Origin of the sequence: Gilliamella sp. N-G2 (assembly GCF_002142215.1) — a bacterium.
Lineage (GTDB): Bacteria > Pseudomonadota > Gammaproteobacteria > Enterobacterales > Orbaceae > Gilliamella.
Genome location: NZ_NAST01000026.1, coordinates 1 through 24,309, shown reverse-complemented (window position 1 = coordinate 24,309; position 24,309 = coordinate 1). Strand labels below are relative to the sequence as shown.

Sequence of the window (24,309 nt, the reverse complement as noted above, 5' to 3'; positions counted from 1 at the left end):
TGGTTAATTTTAGTCGTAACTATTAATTTTATGAGAGGTTTTTCTTTTGAACGACATGGTAAAGAATTTACTGATCTGGGGTGTTATCGCCGTCGTATTGATTGCTGTCTTCGGTCAATTCAGCTCAATATCCAATAGCGGCCCTCAAGTCGATTACACCAAATTTAATGCGGATGTAACGGGTGGCAAACTTAAAGAAGTGCATATAAATGGTCGCGAAATTGTTGCTACTACTAAGGGTAGTAATAATTATGTTACTTATATACCTTATTTTGATGAAAAATTAGTTGATAATTTGGTATTAAATGATATTGCGGTCTATGGTAGCCCAGACGAAAAACCAAGCCTATTAGTTAACATTTTAATCTCTTGGTTCCCGATTATTTTACTACTTGGTTTCTGGTTCTTTATCATGCGCCAGATGCAAGGCGGTGGTAAAGGTGGGCCAATGTCGGTAGGTAAAAGTAAAGCTAAAATGTTAACACCTGACCAAGTTAAGACTAAATTTAGCGATGTTGCAGGTAGTGAAGAAGCGAAACAAGAAGTTACCGAAGTTGTCGATTTTTTAAGAGATCCTGGAAAATATCAAAAACTTGGTGGTCGTATTCCAAAAGGTATTTTAATGGTTGGACCGCCAGGTACCGGTAAAACATTACTAGCTAAAGCCATCGCTGGTGAAGCAAATGTACCTTTCTTTAGTATTTCTGGTTCAGACTTTGTTGAAATGTTTGTTGGGGTCGGTGCTTCACGTGTCCGTGATCTATTTGAACAAGCACGTAAACATTCACCATGTATTATCTTTATTGATGAAATCGATGCTGTTGGACGTAAACGTGGTGCCGGCTCAATGGGTGGTCATGACGAACGCGAACAAACTCTTAACCAAATGTTAGTTGAAATGGATGGTTTCGAAGCTAATAGTGGCATTATCATTATTGCTGCAACCAATCGTGTTGATATTCTAGATCCAGCCTTACTTCGTCCAGGTCGTTTTGACCGCCAAGTACAAATTGGCTTACCGGATATGAAAGGTCGTGAACAAATTCTAGCAGTTCATGTGCAAAAAGTGCCACTTGGTTCTGATGTTAATTTATCGGTGCTTGCTCGTGGTACCCCAGGTTATTCTGGTGCAGAATTGGCAAACCTAGTCAATGAGGCAGCACTATTTGCAGCTCGTCGTAACAAACGTTTGGTCACTATGGACGAATTTGAAGAAGCTAAAGATAAGATCAATATGGGTACAGAGCGACGTTCGTTAACCATGACACAAGAGCAACTTATCTCAACCGCTTATCATGAGGCTGGACACGCCATTATCGGTTATTTAATGCCTGATCATGATCCAATCCATAAAGTAACTATCATCCCCCGTGGCCGAGCATTAGGGGTAACGTTCTTCTTACCTGAAGGTGATCGGGTTAGTGAAAGCCGAGAAAAACTAGAAGGTGATATTGCCACACTATATGGTGGACGTCTTGCCGAAGAACTGATTTATGGTGTTGATAAAGTTTCAACAGGAGCATCAAACGATATTAAAGTTGCCACTCAATATGCCAGAGCAATGGTTACCCAATGGGGCTTTTCTGATCGTTTAGGTCCGTTATTCTATGAAATGGATGATAATTCATCTTATGGACGACCAAAAGATATCTCTGATGAAACTGCGCGAATTATTGATGAAGAAGTTAAAAAAATTATCGATCGTAACTTTGAACGAGCACGTAAAATTTTAACTGAAAATATGGACGTACTTCATGCAATGAAAGATGCATTAATGAAATACGAAACCATTGGCGCAAAACAAGTTGCTGATTTGATTGCTCGTAGACCAATTACTGCTCCAGAAGATTGGACTGAAAGTGATGAACAAGCAGCAAAAGAGATACCAAATGAGGGAACAGACATACCACCTCAATCAGAAAATTAATTACGACTAAATCTAAAACGCGCTTCGGCGCGTTTTTTATCATCCAACAGCAATTAATTTTGTAAAATAATAAACCAGTACTAACAATCATACTTCAGCATTGAAACAGTGCAATTAGCATTAAAAATATTAATAAAATAAGGCCTAAAATCATGGAAATTCGTTTTCAAAATCACGTAATGGATCTCTCTTTTCCTCAAGTAATGGGAATTGTTAATATGACGCCAGATTCTTTTTCTGACGGCGGTAATTACAACAATCTTGATGATGCGATGCGGCGAGTTGATAATATGATTCAAGCTGGTGCAACCTTTATTGATGTTGGTGGAGAATCAACTCGACCTGGTGCGGCTGATGTTTCAACCAGTGAAGAACTTGATCGGGTTATACCGCTAGTGGAAAAAATTGCTCGCTATTTTGACGTTTGGATTTCAGTTGATACATCAAAACCAGAGGTGATCACAGAAGCTGCTAATGCTGGTGCACATTTAATTAATGATATTCGGGCATTAACTTTACCAGGAGCATTACAAGCAGCACAAAAAACTGAATTACCAGTATGTATTATGCATATGCAAGGTGATCCGAAAACTATGCAAAATGCACCTCACTACCAACAAGATATCTATCAAGAAGTCGATTCATTTTTTGCTGAACATATCCAACGATGTGTAACTGCTGGCATTGCTCGGGAAAAAATCATCCTTGATCCAGGCTTCGGGTTTGGCAAAACGTTAGCCCATAACTATCGTCTATTGGCTACACTGGAAAAATTCCATCACTTCAATTTGCCTATTTTGGTTGGCATGTCAAGAAAATCGATGGTCGGGCAAGTACTAAATGTTCCCCCTAAAGAACGTGTATTAGGTAGTGTTTCTTGTGCAGTTATTGCTGCAATGAAAGGAGCTCAAATTATCCGTGTTCATGATGTCAAAGAAACCTTTGATGCTATGCGAATAGTGCAAGCCACATTAGCAGAACAAAATCTATAAATTAGCTGGTATAGATGTAAAAAATATTAAGGAGTCTATACCATTATGCTACAAATAATATTTTCTGTTTTGCTACAAGTAATCTATTAAACAAAAAAGGTAGGCAAACACCTACCTTGGCCTCAAAAACATTTATATTTAAGACGAAGCTAGTAAATTAAATGAAATAATTTAAAAAATTGAGAATAATCTTGTAAAAAATATTGAGTAGTCTTTATCACAATATTATGCAATGACTATTCTCTACAAAGAGGGTTGCCTTCAATTATATCAGCAGCCTTAGCAGGATAATGTCCTACAAATCCATCATGATTATGAACAACTAACCATGTACCATTAGCTCTTTTTTCTGATGTCCAATAACGCCCTACAAAATTAGGTGGTGGAGAATATTCTTGCCATTTCGATTCCGGATAGGATGATTTTGTTGTCCATCCCCATTCAGCAAATAATGGACCAATTTTCCGAGTATAAGCATTAGAAATAACTATATCTCTATTTTTTTCATAGTCAAAAGCTTGAGGTGAATTACTTAATTCAGCTCGTGTTAACAATTTATCAACACCACCACATTTTTGTACGGCTGATTCATAACTAACCATTGAGTCATAAGGAACTACCCATGGATTAGTTGGATTGAAAGAGTAATCCAACTGAATAGATGGGTTTCGTTTAAGTGTCGCTCGTATCGTCACATTTCCGGTAGGTTTTCCTTTTAATATCACATATCCTTGTTGATCAATACTGACTTGGTTACCAGAATTAATTGGTAAACTGAAAATATAATCACTCTGTGCTCCAGAGACAATTAATTGAAATTTAGCACCAGGAAACCCTGTTGTTGGGAATTTTTTTCCATTAGATTCACTTGGTTCTACCTTAAACCCCCAATTTGGAACATAATCAGCTGAATACCCCCCACCGGTTAGAGGGCTTGGCGTTGCATATAATTTATCATTCAATACAGCATCCCACTCCTTTGAACTACTTGTTGGAATATGCCCTATCCATTGATAGTTGCCATTTTTTTCAATGGAATATGGTTTGGCGTAGCATAAAACTGCTTTTGGGGCTATTTGATAAACTTTAGTTATCGGTACATAGTCACTTTTATTAGGAACACCATATTGAGAAATAGTCTGTGCACTTATATAAATTTTCAATTTTAATGGCATTGGAAAGCCACTACCACAACCTATAATTTTATCTTCATCTGTCAATACGCTACCATTTGCATCTGACCATACATGTTTTGTCGTAGTTACAGTAAAAGAATTTAAAGGATCAGCATAATCACCATCGATATCTATAAAATTAAGATCTTCACTTAATAAATTATTAGTAAAATTTCTTATCTCAAAATCACTCAACTTTAAATCACCCGCAAATTCCTTAATTTCATCACTGTTAATATTTCCGCTCGATTCACTATAAAATACACCATTTACCGTAAATCCATGCTTATTAGCCGCTGTATTAGTATTGATTACCTCAGGAGCATTACCTTCGACAATGTTTGCGGTAAATGCAGATAAACTGATTGAATTAGGAGAGTAAAGTAATAATAGTATTAACAATATGGGTAATAATTTACTAAAACATCTTATTACAACATTAAAAGAATAAAATAAGGATGATTTTAATTGGGACTGCAATAATGAAAATATACATAAATCAAAACATGCAACCCATACAGTAGATATGCTTGATAATTTTTGGCAATCTAATGACCACTTGAGAATAAAGCGATGAATTTGAATATATCTTAAGCGATATTTAAAAAATATTACTAATTTTTGCTGCCAGCGCTGGTGTCTGGTGTCTGGTGTCCAAAATTATAACGCATAACAACCACTCATATCAAGTATTTTTTTGTTTTTTATTGATTTTTACGTTTATTTGCCTATAAAACAGACTGAATCTGTCTGTTTTTTAAAGTATATCATTTAAAAAATTTTTGCCTACTTTTTTTAGTTTAAACTTTGTTAAGAATAGTAAAGAAAATATCATTTTTATTTTATTAATAATTATCAATAAATTATGTTTTTATATATCATCAAGAAACAACTTTATTACCAATAAATAATATACTCCTTCTAAATAATACTGCTACTTGGTAATAGAATTACGTTAAAAGGTCTTTTTGTAAAAAATATTGAGGAGTCTATACCACCATTTTACTTTTTAATAAGTAACGCGTTTACAATTTAAGATATATCGTTTAAAGCGATTAATATCCGCGATGAAAGTTAAATAATGATGGTAAATCTGTTTTTAACTAATCAAGATCGCGATAAATATAAACAATCCTATATAATTATTATTCATAAACGCTTTAAAACAATTTCTTCTATCACGGTCTTTGATTAACCATTGTTGATAGATAAATAGCAATAAGGCGATGATTAAACCAATATAATAAAATTGCTGAAAATGATTGTTTATACCGATCAATGCAAGGCAAACTAAGGTTATGATTTGCAGTAATCCAATAATAAACTTGTCATAGTTACCAAATAGGATAGCTGTGGACTTGATACCTATTTTAAGATCGTCATCGCGATCAACCATAGCATATTCGGTATCATAAGCTATTGTCCAACATACATTAGCTAGACACAGTAACCAACAAGTTATCGGAAATTGAGCTATTGTTGCCGCGTAGGCCATCGGAATTCCCCAGCTAAAGGCAATGCCTAAAGTCACTTGGGGTAAATGTGTGTAACGTTTCATAAATGGATAAATCATTGCTGTGATTAATGCAAAACCAGCCATTAACCAAGTTAATTTATCCAAAGTAAGCAATAAACCAAGCGCAATAAGCAGTAATACGAATAAAGTGTATAAGGCATTTTTTTCGCTTAATGCGCCACGAGCGAGAGGACGATTCTTAGTGCGTTCGACTTTACCATCAAAATGCCGATCAGCGTAATCATTAACCACGCAGCCAGCAGAACGCATCACGATCACGCCAACAACAAACACAACAACAACATGAATAGATGGCGTAGATGTAGCAAGCCAAATCGCCCACAATGTTGGCCAAAGTAGTAGTAAGGAACCAATTGGCTTGTCTAATCGCATCAGTTGTAAATAAGCTAACATAGGTTGTCATTGTCCTGAATCATAATAGGCGGATTATACCTGTTCCTTAAAAAGCTGCAAACAACAGCTATCAATGCATATTTTGGCTTAAATAAATAAGTGAGCGCTTTATTTGCTATATAGCCAGAGTTATATCATTTGCAAATATTGTTCTGCAATAATCGCTAATGCTTGATAGAATAGACTGACTTGATTTTGTTTTAAGCAATCCAAATACATTGGTGCCCAACTTAAAAGGTATTCGGTCATTAACTGCTGTGCAGCAGCAAATTGCTGCTTTTCTAGTAGTATCGCATATGCCATTAACATCAATCCAAACTGATCTTCTGGCTCATTCATACCCGTATCAAGAATCAACCCTTGCTGCTGTAAAAATTCACGATAGCGTTCTTGTGATTCACCCATTAGTAGTTTTTCTTGATCTAAATAGACTGAACCCCAAGGTGGCGCCGACATAATGCCTTGCCCTTCAAATAATAGTGAAAATTGATATTCTATTTCTGGATGCTGTATCTGAGTACTCAAGATTTGGCATTGTTCAGTTACTAATTGTTGGTTTGGCCACTTTGCTAACTGATCTAGCTGTAATAATCCATCAATTAAACCAGCGACTTGTTTACTGGTAGGCGGATAATAAAAAAAGGCGCCTAATAATTTCGCCAATGTGATAGAAGTCAGATTATCCAAATTATTCAATCCTATAATGATCAGCCAATTAATTATGCCATTACCATCAATTACCGCACAATTAAACGGTTATCATCCACAAATTATAAAAAGTTATACGTCCGCAAATTTCTGCGATAAATACGCCAATAAAAGCCAATAGATAAATCATTGTCTGATGTTGCTTTCTTAAAATAGCAAATAAAACCAATGTGATAGAAACAATTAATAATGCGCACTGGACTATTATCCAGCAATATTGATTAGAGGTTAAGTCTGGAGCAATTTCACTCATTAGCTTTAAGTAAGGCATTTTTAATAGCAGAATCAGTAAACTACCAATAAAAAAAGCACAATAACCTATTCGATATAGTCCTAACCAAGTAACGGCAACTCCCCCCAATACCAACATCGCAGTATACATTTGTATCGCTGTATAACAACTATTCCACGTTTTTATTGTTGCTAACATATAGGTTAATACAATGGTCCAAACAAAAAATAGGCTTAAAATAACCAAGATCATAGCCAATAAATAGTTTAAATGTGGTATACGGTTAATTTTTTGGCACAGAGGTTTGATGATTTGTAATTTGGTACTATTTGGATACAAGACAAAATAGTTAAGCAAGACAAAAGCAAATGTCATAGCAAATAATAAGCCAAAGGTAAAAATTTCATTACTCATTGGTGAACGGCCAATACCAAAAATCACATTGAATGCTCGTAATGGTTGGCCTAAGTGAAATGATGCAATCGCCATACCTATCGCCATGAAAATTAACGCTACTGCATTAATTTTTTGAGTGATAACTAATTTGGTTTTTGAACGATAAACAAGATAAAACAAACTACTAAGTAGGATCATTCCTGCAGATAATTGCCCAAATATCGTAAAAAATACCAATGGAAGTTCATGCATACTAGACCTCCTCTGGATTAAGCACTTTACCAAGCGAGTCACCCGATGCTTTAGCTTGCGCATGTGGCTTTATCACAATACTTGGTTTGGTTAAATCAGAACTAGGTAACGGAGCAATATCGCACTCATCACCATAACGTTGACGCAAGGTATTAATGTCATCAAAATCTAAAGCACGTTGAGGACAAGACTCAACACATACAGGTTTTAAACCTTGCGCTACACGTTCATAACAACCATCACATTTAGACATGACCTTTTTTTGATGATCATATTGTGGTGCTCCGTAAGGGCAACGCATTTCACAATAACGACAACCAATACAGACATCTTGATTTACTACCACTAACCCATCTTCTTGGCGTTTATGCATAGCACCTGTTGGGCAACCTTGTACACAGGTTGGCTCTTGACAATGATTACAAGAGATCGACAAATAATAGGTAAATGTATCATTTTGCCAACATCCATCTACTTGCTTCCATGTACCACCGCCATATTCATAAACACGGCGAAAATGGATACCAAGTGCATTATCTTTTTCATCTTTACAACTTACTTGGCAAGTTTTGCAACCAGTACATTTGGTAGAATTAATATAAAAACCATATTGCATTTGAACCATCTCCTTCCAATTAAGATGCCGACGGCATAGCTGCTAATGGTTTAATTTCAACCAAATTGGTATGCTGAGGATTAGATTTAGCAAGCACAGATGGTCGTAAGGAGGTTAAACGATTAATGCAACCGCCAATATCAATGCCAGCAGCATTAGTCTTGGCCCATAATCCTTGCGGAAGAGCGATAATTCCCGGCAGTATCCGTGGTGTCACTTTAGCTGGAATGTAAAGTCGACCTCGGTCATTATAAACTTCAACCAATTGACCATGCTTTATCTGTCTTTTTTCTGCATCCATTGGATTAATCCAGAGACTACTAGCTACCGCTTCTCGTAGTTGCGGAAGATTACTATAACTTGAATGACAATGCCCTTTGATATGAAAACCGATTAGTTGTAGAGGATATTTCGCTTGTGTTTGCAGGTCTTCACTGCCCTCTATTGCCGGTAAATATGCCGGTATAGGATAAAGTTTATCATCGTCATCAAACTCCCATTCATTGGCAATTTTTGCTAATGCTTCTGAATAAATTTCGATTTTACCTGACGGCGTATTTAATGGATTTTTTATTGGATCATCACGAAAAGCTTTTAATCCGATCTGTGCATCGCTATCAGCTAATTTACGATCAACAATTCCCATTCCATCTGTTTCGGCAAAAGTCGGTAAATTAGGATTGAGCTTACGCATTTTTTCATAACTATAAGCAATCCAATCATCTTGGCTCCGACCTTCAGTAAATTTATCTTTAACTGCCATTTTCGCTGACAATTCAGTCAAAACTTCATAAGCAGGACGATTTTCCCAAAGTGGTTTTATTGCTCGTTGCAAACGAATAAAATAATGATAAGCACCTGATGCATATGAATTATTGATTAAATCATTACTCTCTACAGATGAGACATCCGGTAACAGTAGATCCGCATATTTTGCTGAAGCAGTCATATGGGTATCCCAAACTAAAATAAATTCACATTTCGATTCGTCTTGTAAAATTTGGTGAGTCCGATTGAGATCGGAGTGTTGATTACCAATAACATTGCTAGCATAGCTCCAGATAAATTTAATACCCACATCTAATTTATCTTTACCTTTTATATAAGCATTTTTCGCAGTCATGCTAAGCGGTTCATCAATTGCTTTCGTCCATAAAAAGAAAGGAATACTGGTTTTAACTGGGTTAACCATATTCAAGCCAGGCACAGGATAAGTTACGCTCCCCCCCCAAGTACCAATGTTAGTACCACGCTTACCAAACTGACCAGTGATAACTGGTAGGATCATAATCGCCCTTGTAGTATGCTCACCATTTTGCCAGCGCTGTGGCCCCCAACCTTGTGAAATCCATGCTGCTTTAGCATTAACAATATCTAATGCCAACTGCCGAATTTGTTTGGCTGGAATACCGGTTTTTTTAGCTGCCCATTCTGGCGTTTTTGCGGTTCTGTCATGCCCTAGTCCCAAAATATAAGATTTGTAATCGCTAAAAGGCGGAGCACTATCAGGTAATGTATCAGCATTCCAACCCACACAATATTGGTTAAGCATCGCCTCATCAACACGATCTTCTTCAAGCAAGGCATAAATGATTGCAGCGACTAACGCAGCGTCAGTACCAGGAATAATCGGCAGCCACTCAGCATTAAAACCCACCACACTTTCACTACGGCGTGGATCAATAATAATTACCCTTGCTTTACTTTGTGCTAATGCAGTATATAACTCAGCAACCTGCCCACCACCCGACATTCTAGTTTCAGCAACATTATGTCCAAACATCACAACTAGATCAGAATGTTTGATCTGGTCTAGCAACGACTCTTTAGCATTACCATATATAAAAGGTTGAATAGCGGTGATCTGTCCACTTGAATAATCACCATGATAATTAAGGTGGCCACCGATACAACTTAAAAATCGCTTACAGGCATTACGGCCTGAGATATTTGCCCCTGTCGTACCTGTACCATATTGGTAATAAATAGCTTCATTGCCATAGCGATTAATAGTGTATTTGAGTTTTTCTGCTAATAGATCGATAGCTTCGTCCCACGAGATGCGTTTGAATTTGCCTTCACCTCGTTTACCGATTCTTAGCATTGGATATTTTAGCCGTTCCGGATCATAGGTACGCCAACGCACAGCTCGTCCTCTCAGACAAGGACGGATTTGATGTTGACCAAAGACCGCATCATTAATCCCATCTTCAGCAGATATTTTAGTAATAATATCGTTTTTAACATGTACTTTTAACGGGCAACGACTACCACAGTTAACTAAACATGCACTATAAAAAATCTTTTCTTGATTCGTTGGATTAGGTACCGAGGTCTTTGCAAGATCTGCCTCTGGCGCGGCATAAGCAAAAGGTAATTGTAAATCATTGGTTAATGCGGCCACACCACCGATAGCTAATGATTTTTGTAAAAAATCGCGCCGAGTTATCTGATTATCTGACTTGCTCATCCTATTCGCTTATTTATATTTGGCATGTCATTATCATAATACTACAGTTAAGATTATAAAACAGAAAAAAGACTAAAATCGAAATTAACTTAAAATAAATTAATGAAATAAGAATTATTATCAATAAAAAAATGGCTTTGCTTTTTATTATAAATTTAATTTCATGCATCTTAAGGAAAGATTGGTATAATAAGCCCATTTAATCGAATAAACAGAAAAGTTATGTCACAATCCACTTATAATGCAGTTGATATTGAGGTCTTAAAAGGGCTCGATCCTGTTCGTCATCGTCCTGGAATGTATACTGACACAGCTCGCCCCAATCATTTAGGGCAAGAGGTGATTGATAATAGTGTCGACGAGGCTATTGCTGGTCATGCTCGCCAAGTGAAAGTTACCCTTTATGAAGACAATTCACTTGAGGTTATTGATGATGGTCGAGGTATGCCTGTTGATATCCATCCTGAAGAAGGCGTACCGGCTATTGAACTATTACTTTGTCGCTTACATGCTGGAGGTAAGTTCTCCAACAAAAATTATCAATTTTCTGGTGGTTTACATGGGGTGGGTATCTCTGTTGTCAATGCCTTATCCAAACGCGTAGAAGTCACTGTAAACCGTGATGGACAAGTTTACCAAATCGCCTTTGAAAATGGTGATAAAGTCGAAGATTTACATGTAATTGGCACCTGTGGCAGACGAAATACTGGTACAAAAGTACGTTTTTGGCCTGATGAAAAATATTTTGATTCACCTCGCTTCTCAGTACCTCGCTTAACTCATTTGCTTAAAGCGAAAGCTGTACTTTGCCCGGGACTAGAAATTATTTTTAAAGACAAAATTAACAGCTCTGAGCAACGCTGGTGTTATCAAGACGGTTTAAAAGATTATCTGATAGAGTCAGTTAGTGGTTACACACTATTACCGGAACAACCATTTACTGGTAGCCATACGGGTGAAACAGAAGCGGTTGAATGGGCATTACTTTGGTTACCAGAAGGTGGTGAATTGTTAACTGAAAGTTACGTTAACTTAATTCCTACTGTGCAAGGTGGTACTCATGTCAATGGTTTGCGTCAAGGATTACTTGATGCCATGCGTGAATTTTGTGAGTTTCGTAATTTATTACCACGTGGTTTAAAATTGACCGCCGATGATATTTGGGAACGCTGTGCCTATGTGTTATCAGTAAAAATGCAAGAACCGCAATTTGCTGGTCAGACCAAAGAACGTTTATCATCAAGACAAAGTGCAGCTTTTGTTTCTGCTATTGTTAAAGATGCATTTAGCCTGTGGTTGAATCAAAATGTACAAATTGCCGAATTACTTGCTGAGATGGTAATTTCGAGTGCTCAAAAACGCTTAAGAGCATCCAAAAAAGTTATCCGTAAAAAACTAACCAGTGGTCCAGCTTTACCGGGTAAACTGGCTGACTGTGCATCACAAGATTTAAGTCGCACCGAACTATTTTTAGTCGAAGGTGATTCTGCCGGCGGGTCGGCTAAACAAGCTCGTGATCGTGAATATCAAGCAATTATGCCGTTGAAAGGTAAAATATTAAATACTTGGGAAGTCTCATCTGACGAAGTATTAGGATCGCAAGAGATTCATGATATTTCAGTAGCTATTGGTATTGATCCTGATAGTGATGATTTAAGTCAATTACGCTACGGTAAAATCTGTGTTTTAGCCGATGCTGACTCAGATGGATTGCATATTGCCACGTTACTGTGCGCACTATTTGTTCGTCACTTTCGAGCCATGGTTGAACATGGACATATTTTTGTCGCCATGCCACCACTGTATCGTATCGATTTAGGCAAAGAAGTTCATTACGCCCTTGATGAAGAAGAAAAAGAAGGGATTTTAGATCAGCTTAAACGTAAAAAAGGTAAGCCAAATGTTCAACGTTTCAAAGGGTTGGGTGAAATGAATCCATTACAACTTCGCGAAACCACAATGGATCCTAACACCCGTAGATTAGTTCAGTTATCACTAGATAATGCCGAAGAAACAATGGCATTAATGGATATGTTACTGGCGAAAAAGCGCGCCGAAGATCGCCGAGAATGGTTACAAGAAAAAGGTGACCAAGTTGAACTTGATGTCTAATATACAGAATAATTTAGAGGAACAATAATGAGTGAAATAACTCATGACGGAGTAGAAGTTCAGTCGCTACGAACATTTACCGAAAGCGCCTATTTAAACTACTCAATGTATGTCATTATGGATCGCGCATTGCCGTTTATTGGCGATGGCTTAAAACCAGTACAACGTCGCATTGTTTATGCAATGTCAGAATTAGGGCTAAATTCGCAAGCTAAATTCAAAAAATCAGCCCGTACTGTCGGTGACGTTTTAGGTAAATACCATCCTCATGGTGATAGTGCCTGTTATGAAGCAATGGTATTAATGGCGCAACCGTTTTCTTATCGATATCCATTAGTTGATGGGCAAGGAAACTGGGGGGCACCCGATGATCCAAAATCATTTGCTGCAATGCGTTATACTGAATCACGTCTCTCAAAATATGCTGAATTATTGTTAGGTGAGTTAGGACAAGGCACCGTTGACTATACGCCAAATTTTGATGGTACATTACAAGAGCCAAAAATGTTACCAGCTCAATTGCCGAATATCTTATTAAACGGTACTACCGGTATTGCGGTAGGTATGGCAACCGATATTCCACCACATAACATTCGTGAAGTGGCGAATGCAGCTATTATGTTAGCTGATAATCCAAAAGCAACACTTAGCGAAGTGATGGATCATATAAAAGGCCCTGACTTCCCAACAGAAGCTGAGATTATCACCTCTCCGGAAGATATCGCCAAAATTTATAAAACTGGCCGTGGCTCAATACGTATGCGAGCAGTTTGGAAAAAAGAAGATGGCGACATTGTTATTACTGATCTGCCACATCAAGTTTCTGGTGCTAAAATTTTAGAGCAAATTGCTAGCCAAATGCGCGCTAAAAAACTACCGTTAATTGAAGACTTACGTGACGAATCCGATCACGAAAATCCGACTCGTCTGGTTATTGTGCCACGTTCTAATCGTGTAGATCTAGAGCAAGTAATGAATCATCTATTTGCCACTACTGATCTAGAAAAAAGTTATCGTGTTAATATGAACATGATTGGACTAGATAATCGTCCATCTGTTAAAGGATTGGTTGAAATCCTAACTGAATGGTTAGAATATCGACGCATTACCGTAACCCGTCGCTTAAATTATCGCTTAGATAAAATACTAAAAAGACTACATATTTTAGATGGTTTATTAATTGCCTTTCTAAATATTGATGAAGTGATTGAAATCATTCGTCATGAAGATGACCCAAAAGCAGAACTAATTCAAAGATTTGCCTTAAGCGAAACACAAGCTGAAGCTATCTTAGAATTAAAACTCCGCCATTTAGCTAAACTAGAAGAAATTCGTATCAAAGGTGAACAAGCCGAACTGGCTAAAGAGCGAGATCAACTGCAAGCATTATTAGCTTCACCAAGAAAGTTAAGTAATTTAATCAAAAAAGAGCTACAAGCTGATGCTGAAAAATATGGTGATGAACGTCGTTCACCAATTGTCGAGCGCAGTGAAGCCAAAGCAATTACTGAACAAGAGTTAATCCCTTCTGAACCAGTTACAATCGTATTATCAGAAATGGGGTGGGTCAGAGCTGCTAAAGGCCATGATATCGATCCTGTAGGATTAAGTTATAAAGCAGGTGATAGTTTTAAAGCCGCAGCAAAAGGTAAAAGTAATCAACCTGTGGTATTTATCGATTCAACTGGTCGCAGTTACGCTATTGAGCCAAGTACATTACCATCAGCTAGAGGACAAGGCGAACCTCTTACTGGTAAACTGGCATTACCAGCTGGAGCAACCATTGAACATGTATTGATGTCAGGCAATGAACAACAAAAATTCTTACTTGCATCGAGTGCTGGATATGGTTTTATCTGTCAATTTAATGATTTAATTGCGCGCAACCGTAATGGTAAAGCAGTGATTAATTTATCTAAAGATGCAGATGTATTAGCACCAATAGAGATTTTATCAGAGGAAAGATTGCTGTTATCAATTACTAAAGACGGAAGAATGCTGATATTCCCAGTAAAAGATTTACCAGAATTATCTAAAGGTAAAGGCAATAAAATTATTTCACTCTCTGGTAGCGATGATAGCCTAGCTTATATGATGTTGATAACACCAGAAACATCTATAACTCTATATGTTGGTAAACGCAAACTTACACTTTATCCAGTTGATTTACAAAAATTTAGAGCGGAGCGTGCTCGTAAAGGCACATCATTACCACGTGGATTACAAAAAATAGATCGAATTGAGGTAAACGAATAATATGTCTTTTATCTGGTCCATTATTACCGGTTTAATACTGAGTTCAGTATTAAAATCCGGATGGGGATTTATACTGGGATTATTTATTGGCCCAATGCTATATCAAGCATTTGGCAATAAATTGACTGAGAAAAGGACACAATCTAATCCAAACTTATACTTAACGGTTGTTTTTGAAGTATTAGGGCATTTAAGTAAAGCTAAAGGGGTGGTTACTCGCGATGATATTAATCTTGCTCGGCAAGTTATGGATCGACTTGAACTTGATGCGACAAGTCGTCAATTAGCGCAAGAATCATTCAATCGTGGTAAAGCGAGTGATTACCCACTTCGATCGCGATTAAGTGAGTTATATCACCAATATCGTTATCGACGTAACGTCTTAAATATCTTTTGCGAACAATTAATACAAGCTGCTTTAGTTGATGGTCATTTAGATGACAAAGAGTCGGAGATTCTTTTCATTGTTGCCGATGAGTTTCGTATTCCAAGGCCACAAATGGCAATATATATTCAAATGATGATGGGAAGCTTTCATTTCCGTCAAGAATATCAGTACAATCAACAAAACAGTCAACATCAATATCAACAAAATCATAATTATAGTGATTACCAAAGCAGTACTAGACAATCGGACTTAGCAAATGCTTATAAAATATTAGGAATAAATTCATCTGCTGAAATTTCTGAAATTAAAAGAGCCTATCGTAAATTAATGAATGAACATCATCCGGACAAATTGGTATCCAAAGGCTTACCAAAAGAGATGTTAGAAGCAGCCAAAAAGCGAGCACAAGAAATTCAAGCTGCTTACGATCTTATAAAATCATCACGTGGATTTAAATAGAGATTACTATATATGATGCATTGGCGCTCGATTATAAGAATTATCGGTTTATTAATATCACTATTGTCACTATTTATGTTAATACCTGCACTTGTGGCGTTAATATATCGTGACGGTGCCGGTGCTATTTTTGTTCGTTCATTTTTTGCAGCATTAATTTTAGGTGTGTTATTGTGGTTTCCTAATCGTCATCAACGCCATGAATTAAGTACTCGAGAAGGCTTTTTCATTGTTGTATTATTTTGGGTCGTTTTAGGCACTATTGGCTCATTCCCTTTCCTGTTTGATAATCATATCAATCTTAATTTAACCACCGCTTTTTTTGAGTCTTTTTCTGGATTAACGACCACTGGTGCCACCACTATTGTAAATTTGGAGCATTTACCCAAAGCAATACTTTTCTATCGTCAAATGCTGCAATGGTTAGGTGGTATGGGTATCATCGTACTTGCAGTCGCAATTTTACCACTATTAGGGGTCGGGGGTATGCAGCTCTATCGTGCTGAAATTCCTGGTCCGCAAAAAGATAGTAAAATGCGACCACGTATTGCCGAAACAGCAAAGACCCTTTGGTCGATTTATATTTTACTTACCACCTTATGCGCAATAAGTTTATGGTTTGCAGGAATGGATATATTTGATGCAATTTCCCATAGTTTTTCAACGATATCTATGGGTGGTTTCTCGACCCACGATAACAATTTAGCTTATTTTAATAGTGCAACAATTAACTATATTGTTACCTTGTTCCTCATTTTGTCAGGATGTAATTTTGCCCTACATTTTGCTGCGTTAAATGGTATCTCAGTGAAAGTGTATTGGCGTGATCAAGAATTTAGAACCTTTATCTTTATTCTGCTTATCTTAATTATTCTCTGCGCTTTAGTGATCTATATTTATCAACCACAACGCCATCTCAGTATCGACAAAATTATTCTACAAGTCGTGTCTGTTTCAGCAACAGTAGGCTTTACCGTTGACGATATTAATACTTGGCCATCGTCATTACCCATCTTTTTATTATGTGCTTCGTTTATTGGTGGCTGTGCTGGTTCTACTGGTGGTGGATTAAAAGTTGTTCGGGTACTGCTACTATTTATGCAAGGTTCACGAGAGTTAAAACGACTTATTCACCCTAATGCAATTTATACCTTAAAACTCAATAATCGTGTTGTACCAGAACGTATCATTGAAGCGGTATGGGGATTCTTTTCTGCCTATGCATTAGTATTTTTAGTGAGTTTGTTTATTATTATGGCAACAGGAATTGACGCAACTGACTCATTTTATATCGTTGCTTCATCGCTAAATAATTTAGGCGTTGGCCTTGGTAGTGTCAGTGATAATTTTGCTCATGTCAGTGATATGGTGAAATGGGTCATGGTCGTTGACATGTTATTTGGTCGACTAGAAATATTTACTTTATTAGTTTTATTCACGCCAACATTCTGGCGAAGTTAATTTTTACGCCTAATAAAGGCTTTTAATCAACAATTTTCCATAAAATAGTCAAAAATTTAAATATTTTATTGATTATTTTGCTAATTACAGACAGAATTACTAAGCAGCATGTGCTGTGATCATTAGAGGTAATCACCTGACATATGGAATGGATCATGGATCCTACAATCTGGATTGGTTTATCCACTCTAGTTGTACTTGAAATCGTCCTTGGCATTGATAACATTGTTTTTATTGCCATTCTTGCCGAGAAACTTCCGCCTCAACAACGAGATAAAGCACGCATTACAGGCCTTGCTTTTGCATTAATAACCCGAATATTGTTATTAATGTTTACTGGCTGGTTAGTTACTCTCACCACCCCACTATTTTCTATATCAGGTATTAGTTTCAATGCTCGGCAATTAATTATGTTGCTTGGCGGAATATTTTTGCTGTTTAAAGCGACAATGGAACTCAATGAGCGTTTAGAAGGTGCATCACACGAGGATGGCAAACCGAAAAAAACCTCACATTTTTGGACTGTTGTTGCGCAAATCGTGGTACTTGATGCCGTATTCTCACTTGATTCAGTCATTACTGCAGTGGGAATGGTTGACCATATACCCGTTATGATTATCGCAGTTTGTATCGCCATTGCGATTATGATGGTGGCAAGTAAACCATTAGCCTATTTTGTTAACTCTCATCCAACGATTGTTATTTTATGTTTAAGCTTTTTATTGATGATTGGCTTTAGTTTGGTTGCCGAAGGTTTCGGTTTTGTCATTCCAAAAGGCTATTTATATGCAGCTATCGGCTTCTCAATTATGATTGAATTCTTTAATCAACTAGCCATATTTAACCGTCGAAAAGCATTAAACAAAAAACCTCTACGCGAACGTACCGCCGAAGCTATTTTACATTTACTTAAAGGCGATGCTGAAGAAGATCCCGATAGCCATACCATTGATGTGGTATCTGATAATAATAAAAAAAACTCAGTATTTAATCATCAAGAATTAAACATGGTTGAGCGAGTATTAGGTTTAGCTCAACGTTCAGTAAGCAGTATCATGACATCTCGATTAGATGTTGATATGGTCAATATCAATGATGATCGAGAAGTAATATTAAAAGAAATTTTTGACAATCCTCATTCACGTTTAGTAGTGACTGATAATGCTTCAATTGATGAACCATTAGGTATCATTCAAGTTAATGATCTGTTAAAAGATATTTTACAAAATAAACAACCATTTGATATTAATTCATTAATCAAACAACCATTAATTTTTCCTGAAACAGTATCTTTACTTGTAGCACTGGAGCAATTCAAAAAAGCCAAAACTCACTTTGCTTTTGTGGTTGATGAATTTGGATCAATGCAAGGTGTGGTGTCAGTGACCGATGTTATTGAAACCATTGCTGGTGACTTTCCAACTGAAGAAGAAGAGATCGATGCTAAACATGACATCCAATGTTTAGATGATGATAGTTGGATTGCAAATGGCTACATCCCAGTAGAAGAATTAGTAAGATTTGTACCGATTCCGATTGATGATAAGCGAGAATATCATACCCTTGCGGGATTATTGATGGAAAAAGCCCAACATCTACTTAATGTTGGTGAAACTATACAGATTGGTGACTATCTTTTTGAAGTCGCCGAGATTGAAAGTCATCGGATTTTAAAAGTAAAAATTACTAAAAATAAATTAGATGTTTTGGCTAACTAATCCATTGATGATCAGCATGTTATCCAGTGTGCCATTAAATGGCTGAAAATTATGTTAACGCTAAGTTATAAGCATGATTGATCACTAATAAAATGCTATTTGTTATTTAGAATAACGCTTGACCAAAATAAATTACTGGCAATAATAGCGCAGTGTTTTTACGTTTTTTAAAGATATGAAGTAATCACTTTATATCTTTTTTATTTTTACCGTAAATTCACTTCGGTAAAAATAAAGATATAAAATTATATCAAAATGGATCACTATCAACCTAAATTGGGCTTTAATTTATGAATTCACTATTCGAAAAAATCTTTCAATTAAAAGAGAAAAAAACCACCCCTGGTACCGAGCTTATCGCCGGTTGCACCACTTTTTTAACCATGGTTTATATTATCTTTGTTAATCCTTCAATCTTATCTGCAACAGGAATGGATAAATCAGCAGTGTTTGTCCTAACTTGTGTTGTCACCGCTTTTGCGACAATTATGATGGGATTATTTGCCAATCTACCGATTGCTTTAGCACCTGCCATGGGGCTAAATGTCTTTTTTGCTTATGGAATATGCGGTGCAATGGGCTATTCTTGGCAAGTTGGGATGGGAGCGATATTTTGGGGCTCATTGGTCTTTTTTGCATTATCACTATTTAAAGTCCGCCATTGGTTAATCGAACATATTCCACAGTGTTTACGCGCCGGTATTAGTGCTGGTATTGGCTTATTTATTGCTTTTATGGGATTCCAAAATATGGGTATTGTGGTCGCATCGCCAGCTACATTACTAACCTTAGGCAATATTTTGTCACTTAAAGTCTTATTAGGTTCGCTTGGATTTTTTATTATCGTTATCCTTGCTACCCGCAATTTTCATGCCGCCGTGTTAGTTTCTATTCTTGTCGTAACCCTACTAGCGCTATGGCTTGATCCAAATATTAGTTATCAAGGAATTGCAGCAGTTCCACCGAGTGTTGGCAGCGTTGTTGGCCATGTTGACCTTGCTGGTTCACTGAATATTGGTATCCTCGGGGTAATCTTTTCAGTAATGATTGTCAGCTTGTTTGATTCATCGGGTACTATTTTAGCTTTAACCGATAAAGCAGGACTTTCTGACGAAAAAGGTCGTTTTCCTAAAATGCGTCAAGCTTTATTAATTGATAGTTTCAGTTCTTCACTAGGTGGGTTGTTTGGTACTTCATCTGTATTAACTTACATTGAAAGTTCAGCAGGCATTTCAGTTGGTGGACGTACTGGCTTAACTGCAGTGGTGGTTGGCCTATTATTTTTAATGATGACTTTCTTATCACCTTTAGCACATTTAGTACCACCTTATGCCACATCAGGTGCACTAATTTTTGTTGGTATCTTAATGGTATCAAGTTTAATGAAAGTTAACTGGTCTGATTTAACGGATGCAACACCTGCATTTATTACCGCATTAATGATGCCATTTGCTTTTGCTATTACTGAAGGGGTCGCACTTGGCTTTATCTCTTATGTAATATTGAAAACATTTACTGGTAAATTTAAAGAATTAAACCTTTGTGTACTAGTTTTTGCACTATTATTTGCTTTAAAATTCATCTTTATTGATCATCATTAATTTTTCCCCTCATCGGTTAGTGCCGATGAGGTAACCCAATTGTAAAACATTATTATTAATTTACTAGTAATAACACATAAAAAAATAACTAATTCTTGATATTAGACCCCTCTTTAAACTAAGCAAAAACTTGACATTATAGCTATTGAGGTCTAGAATCTTGCGACCCAAAACTTATATAAATAGGCTTTGGGCTACAGTTATTAATTACGTATCTAAAAAGCAATTTTTAAATTTATTTTAATTAATCAGGAGCTTATTAATGGCAACAATTAATCAGCTGGTACGCAAACCAAGAGCACTAAAGGAAGCGAAAAGTAACGTTCCTGCACTTGAAGCATGCCCGCAAAAACGAGGTGTATGTACACGTGTTTACACCACTACACCTAAAAAACCAAACTCAGCATTACGTAAAGTATGCCGTGTACGTTTAACCAACGGTTTTGAAGTAACTTCTTACATCGGTGGTGAAGGTCATAACTTACAAGAACATAGCGTGATTTTAATCCGCGGTGGTCGTGTTAAAGATTTACCTGGTGTTCGTTATCACACTGTTCGTGGTGCATTAGACTGCGCAGGTGTTAAAGATCGCAAACAAAGCCGTTCTAAATACGGTGTGAAACGACCTAAAGCTTAATGGAACTCCGTTAAGTAAGGCCAAACTATATAAATTCCATATAACTCATTTGAGTTTTGGGTAAACCTGAAAATTTGTAACATATAAACGGAGTATTCCAATGCCACGTCGTCATGTTGTCGGTCAAAGAAAAATTTTACCTGATCCGAAATTCGGTTCAGATTTGCTGGCGAAATTTGTAAATATTTTAATGATAGATGGTAAAAAATCTATCGCAGAATCAATCGTATATTCAGCTCTTGATAAATTAGCTGAGCGTAGTGGAAAAGACCACTTAGCAGCTTTCGAAGTTGCATTAGATAACGTAAGACCAACTGTAGAAGTTAAGTCTCGTCGCGTTGGAGGTTCTACATACCAAGTTCCTGTTGAAGTGCGTCCTGTCCGTCGTAATGCACTTGCAATGCGTTGGATTGTAGATGCTGCACGTAAACGTGGCGATAAATCAATGGCATTACGCCTAGCGAATGAACTTATGGATGCTTTTGAAAACAAAGGTACCGCTGTGAAAAAACGCGAAGATGTTCATCGTATGGCTGAAGCTAATAGAGCGTTTGCACATTATCGTTGGTAATTTGAGCGCTTTTATAAGCCGCTTGAAATTAGACTGATAGCGCATATCTACTATCAGTCAACCTGAAAAGATATTTTATAAGCAAACGATTCTAAATAGAGGATTAATATGGCTCGTACAACCCCTATAGCACGCTACCGTAATATCGGTATCAGTGCACATATTGACGCAGGTAAAACTACGACTACTGAACGTATTTTGTTTTACACTGGCGTAAGTCACAAAATTGGTGAGGTTCATGATGGCGCAGCTACCATGGACTGGATGGAACAAGAACAAGAACGTGGTATTACTATCACGTCTGCAGCGACTACAGCTTTCTGGTCTGGTATGGGTCAACAATATGAACCACACCGAATCAATATCATCGACACCCCGGGACACGTTGACTTCACAATCGAAGTTGAACGTTCTATGCGTGTTTTAGATGGTGCTGTAATGGTTTACTGTGCGGTTGGTGGTGTTCAACCTCAATCAGAAACAGTATGGCGTCAAGCAAACAAATATAAAGTTCCACGTATTGCTTTCGTAAACAAAATGGACCGTATGGGTGCAAACTTCTTACGTGTTGTTGATCAAATCAAAACACGTTTAGCGGCAGTACCAGTTCCATTAGTACTACCTATCGGTGCGGAAGAAGGCTTTACTGGTGTAGTTGATTTACTTAAACGTAAAGCAATTAATTGGAATGATGCTGATCAAGGCGTTACTTTCACTTATGAAGATGTTCCAGCTGATATGGTTGAGCAAGTCGAAGAATGGCGTGCAAACCTAATGGAAGCTGCAGCTGAAGCAAATGAAGAGTTAATGGAAAAATACCTTGGTGGTGAAGAGTTAAGCGAAGAAGAAGTCAAAGCAGCGTTACGTGAACGCGTACTTGCTAACGAAATCATCTTAGTAACTTGTGGTAGTGCCTTTAAAAATAAAGGTGTTCAATTCATGCTTGATGCGGTAATTGAATACTTACCAGCACCAACAGATGTTCCTGCAATCAAAGGTGAATTACCTAATGGTGAAGCAGCTGAGCGTCACTCAAGTGATGACGAACCATTCTCATCACTAGCATTTAAAATTGCAACTGACCCATTTGTTGGTAACTTAACATTCTTCCGTGTTTACTCTGGTGTGGTTAACTCTGGCGATACTGTTCTTAACTCTGTTAAAGATAGAAAAGAACGTTTTGGTCGTATCGTTCAAATGCACGCTAACAAACGTGAAGAAATTAAAGAAGTTCGCGCTGGTGACATTGCTGCGGCAATCGGTCTTAAAGATGTAACAACTGGTGATACATTATGTGCTGAGAGCGCACCAATTATTCTAGAAAGAATGGAGTTCCCAGAGCCGGTAATTTCTGTTGCTGTTGAACCAAAAACTAAAGCTGACCAAGAAAAAATGGGACTTGCTTTAGGTCGACTAGCACAAGAAGATCCTTCATTCCGTGTTCACACCGATGAAGAATCAGGTCAAACAATTATTTCTGGTATGGGTGAGCTTCACTTAGAAATCATCGTTGACCGTATGAAACGTGAATTTAAAGTGGAAGCAAATGTTGGTAAACCACAAGTTGCTTACCGTGAAACCATTCGCAATGAAGTTGAACAAGAAGGTAAATTTGTTCGTCAGTCTGGTGGTCGTGGTCAATATGGTCATGTATGGTTAAGAATTAAACCATTAGAAGCTGGTGGCGAAGGCTACAAATTCAACAATGAAATTGTTGGTGGTGTGGTTCCTAAAGAATACATCCCAGCAGTTGATAAAGGTTGTCAGGAACAAATGAAAAACGGTGTTCTTGCTGGCTACCCAATTGTTGATGTTGAAGTCACTATCTATGATGGTTCTTACCATGATGTTGACTCATCAGAAATGGCATTTAAAATTGCCGGTTCAATGGCATTTAAAGATGGCTTCATGAAAGCTAAACCTGTGCTTTTAGAACCGATCATGAAAGTAGAAGTCGAAACTCCTGAAGATTATATGGGTGACGTAATCGGTGACTTAAACCGTCGTCGTGGTATGATCGAAGGAATGGAAGATACTGCAACTGGTAAAACAGTTAAAGCACAAGTTCCACTTTCAGAAATGTTTGGTTATGCAACTGACCTTCGTTCACAAACCCAAGGTCGTGCTTCTTACTCAATGGAGTTCTTGAAGTACAATGAAGCGCCAACCAATATTGCAACTGCAATTATTGAAGCTCGTAAAGCGAAATAATTATTTATATAAATAAAGTAACACTTCCCTAATAATAAATAGGGAAGTGATTTAATAAAGGAACATTAAGATGTCTAAAGAAAAATTTGAACGTACAAAACCCCACGTTAACGTTGGTACAATCGGCCACGTTGACCACGGTAAAACAACTTTAACTGCAGCTATTACTACTGTACTTTCTAAAAAATATGGTGGTC

18 protein-coding genes are annotated in these 24,309 nt (G+C 37.1%); 12 read left to right on the top strand and 6 right to left on the bottom strand.

All coding sequences use genetic code 11. The annotated features are described in order from the left end of the window. The first annotated feature begins 46 nt into the window (after nt 1–46). Both ftsH and folP read left to right on the top strand, forming a co-directional pair. Complete coding sequence (gene ftsH, locus B6C99_RS10790; RefSeq protein ID WP_086359829.1) at nt 47–1,927, top strand: ATP-dependent zinc metalloprotease FtsH; 1,881 nt, start codon at nt 47–49, stop codon at nt 1,925–1,927. A 152-nt stretch (nt 1,928–2,079) separates the two neighbouring features. Then, complete coding sequence (folP, locus tag B6C99_RS10785) at nt 2,080–2,919, top strand: dihydropteroate synthase (RefSeq protein WP_086359828.1); 840 nt, start codon at nt 2,080–2,082, stop codon at nt 2,917–2,919. A 236-nt stretch (nt 2,920–3,155) separates the two neighbouring features. Here folP and B6C99_RS10780 read toward each other — a convergent pair whose 3' ends face one another. The 6 genes from B6C99_RS10780 to B6C99_RS10755 all read right to left on the bottom strand — a co-directional run bounded on the left by B6C99_RS10780 (nt 3,156) and on the right by B6C99_RS10755 (nt 10,698). Continuing rightward, entirely contained in the window at nt 3,156–4,496 is a 1,341-nt protein-coding gene (locus B6C99_RS10780) for a hypothetical protein (protein ID WP_086359827.1), read from the bottom strand. Between the two features lie 697 nt (nt 4,497–5,193). After that, nucleotides 5,194–6,024 carry a 4-hydroxybenzoate octaprenyltransferase gene (ubiA, locus tag B6C99_RS10775; protein ID WP_086359826.1) on the bottom strand — a complete coding sequence of 277 codons (831 nt, stop codon included), beginning with the start codon at nt 6,022–6,024 and terminating at the stop codon, nt 5,194–5,196. 129 nt (nt 6,025–6,153) lie between these two features. Beyond that, a complete protein-coding gene (locus B6C99_RS10770) occupies nt 6,154–6,711 on the bottom strand; it encodes a molecular chaperone (protein WP_216819461.1) in 558 nt (185 codons plus the stop codon). Nucleotides 6,712–6,772: 61 nt separating this feature from the next. Then, nucleotides 6,773–7,612 carry a DmsC/YnfH family molybdoenzyme membrane anchor subunit gene (locus B6C99_RS10765; RefSeq protein ID WP_158092472.1) on the bottom strand — a complete coding sequence of 280 codons (840 nt, stop codon included), beginning with the start codon at nt 7,610–7,612 and terminating at the stop codon, nt 6,773–6,775. A 1-nt stretch (nt 7,613) separates the two neighbouring features. Then, nucleotides 7,614–8,228, bottom strand: coding sequence for a DMSO/selenate family reductase complex B subunit (locus B6C99_RS10760; protein ID WP_086359824.1), 615 nt, complete (start codon nt 8,226–8,228; stop codon nt 7,614–7,616). A gap of 19 nt (nt 8,229–8,247) precedes the next feature. Beyond that, complete coding sequence (locus B6C99_RS10755) at nt 8,248–10,698, bottom strand: DMSO/selenate family reductase complex A subunit (RefSeq protein ID WP_086359823.1); 2,451 nt, start codon at nt 10,696–10,698, stop codon at nt 8,248–8,250. A 222-nt stretch (nt 10,699–10,920) separates the two neighbouring features. Here B6C99_RS10755 and parE point away from each other — a divergent pair, with 222 nt between their 5' ends. From parE to B6C99_RS10705, 10 genes are all read left to right on the top strand, one after another. After that, nucleotides 10,921–12,810, top strand: a complete 1,890-nt coding sequence (gene parE, locus B6C99_RS10750; RefSeq protein WP_086359822.1) for a DNA topoisomerase IV subunit B — start codon at nt 10,921–10,923, stop codon at nt 12,808–12,810. 27 nt (nt 12,811–12,837) lie between these two features. After that, nucleotides 12,838–15,066: a DNA topoisomerase IV subunit A gene (gene parC, locus B6C99_RS10745; protein ID WP_086359821.1), complete on the top strand. Its 2,229-nt coding sequence runs from the start codon at nt 12,838–12,840 to the stop codon at nt 15,064–15,066. Nucleotide 15,067: 1 nt separating this feature from the next. Continuing rightward, complete coding sequence (djlA, locus tag B6C99_RS10740) at nt 15,068–15,913, top strand: co-chaperone DjlA (protein ID WP_086359820.1); 846 nt, start codon at nt 15,068–15,070, stop codon at nt 15,911–15,913. 15 nt (nt 15,914–15,928) lie between these two features. Further along, nucleotides 15,929–17,374, top strand: a complete 1,446-nt coding sequence (locus B6C99_RS10735; RefSeq protein ID WP_086359838.1) for a TrkH family potassium uptake protein — start codon at nt 15,929–15,931, stop codon at nt 17,372–17,374. Nucleotides 17,375–17,517: 143 nt separating this feature from the next. Beyond that, a complete protein-coding gene (locus B6C99_RS10730) occupies nt 17,518–19,092 on the top strand; it encodes a TerC family protein (protein ID WP_086359819.1) in 1,575 nt (524 codons plus the stop codon). 290 nt (nt 19,093–19,382) lie between these two features. Beyond that, nucleotides 19,383–20,693, top strand: a complete 1,311-nt coding sequence (locus tag B6C99_RS10725) for an NCS2 family permease (protein ID WP_086359818.1) — start codon at nt 19,383–19,385, stop codon at nt 20,691–20,693. A 262-nt stretch (nt 20,694–20,955) separates the two neighbouring features. Next, a complete protein-coding gene (rpsL, locus tag B6C99_RS10720) occupies nt 20,956–21,330 on the top strand; it encodes a 30S ribosomal protein S12 (RefSeq protein ID WP_034883792.1) in 375 nt (124 codons plus the stop codon). Between the two features lie 100 nt (nt 21,331–21,430). Continuing rightward, complete coding sequence (rpsG, locus tag B6C99_RS10715) at nt 21,431–21,901, top strand: 30S ribosomal protein S7 (protein ID WP_034883788.1); 471 nt, start codon at nt 21,431–21,433, stop codon at nt 21,899–21,901. 108 nt (nt 21,902–22,009) lie between these two features. Continuing rightward, nucleotides 22,010–24,112 (top strand): elongation factor G, encoded by a 2,103-nt coding sequence (gene fusA, locus B6C99_RS10710; RefSeq protein ID WP_086359817.1) that lies wholly within the window; start codon nt 22,010–22,012, stop codon nt 24,110–24,112. A gap of 70 nt (nt 24,113–24,182) precedes the next feature. Beyond that, nucleotides 24,183–24,309: GTP-binding protein (locus B6C99_RS10705; protein WP_086359178.1), on the top strand; the 127-nt coding region annotated here is incomplete at its 3' end.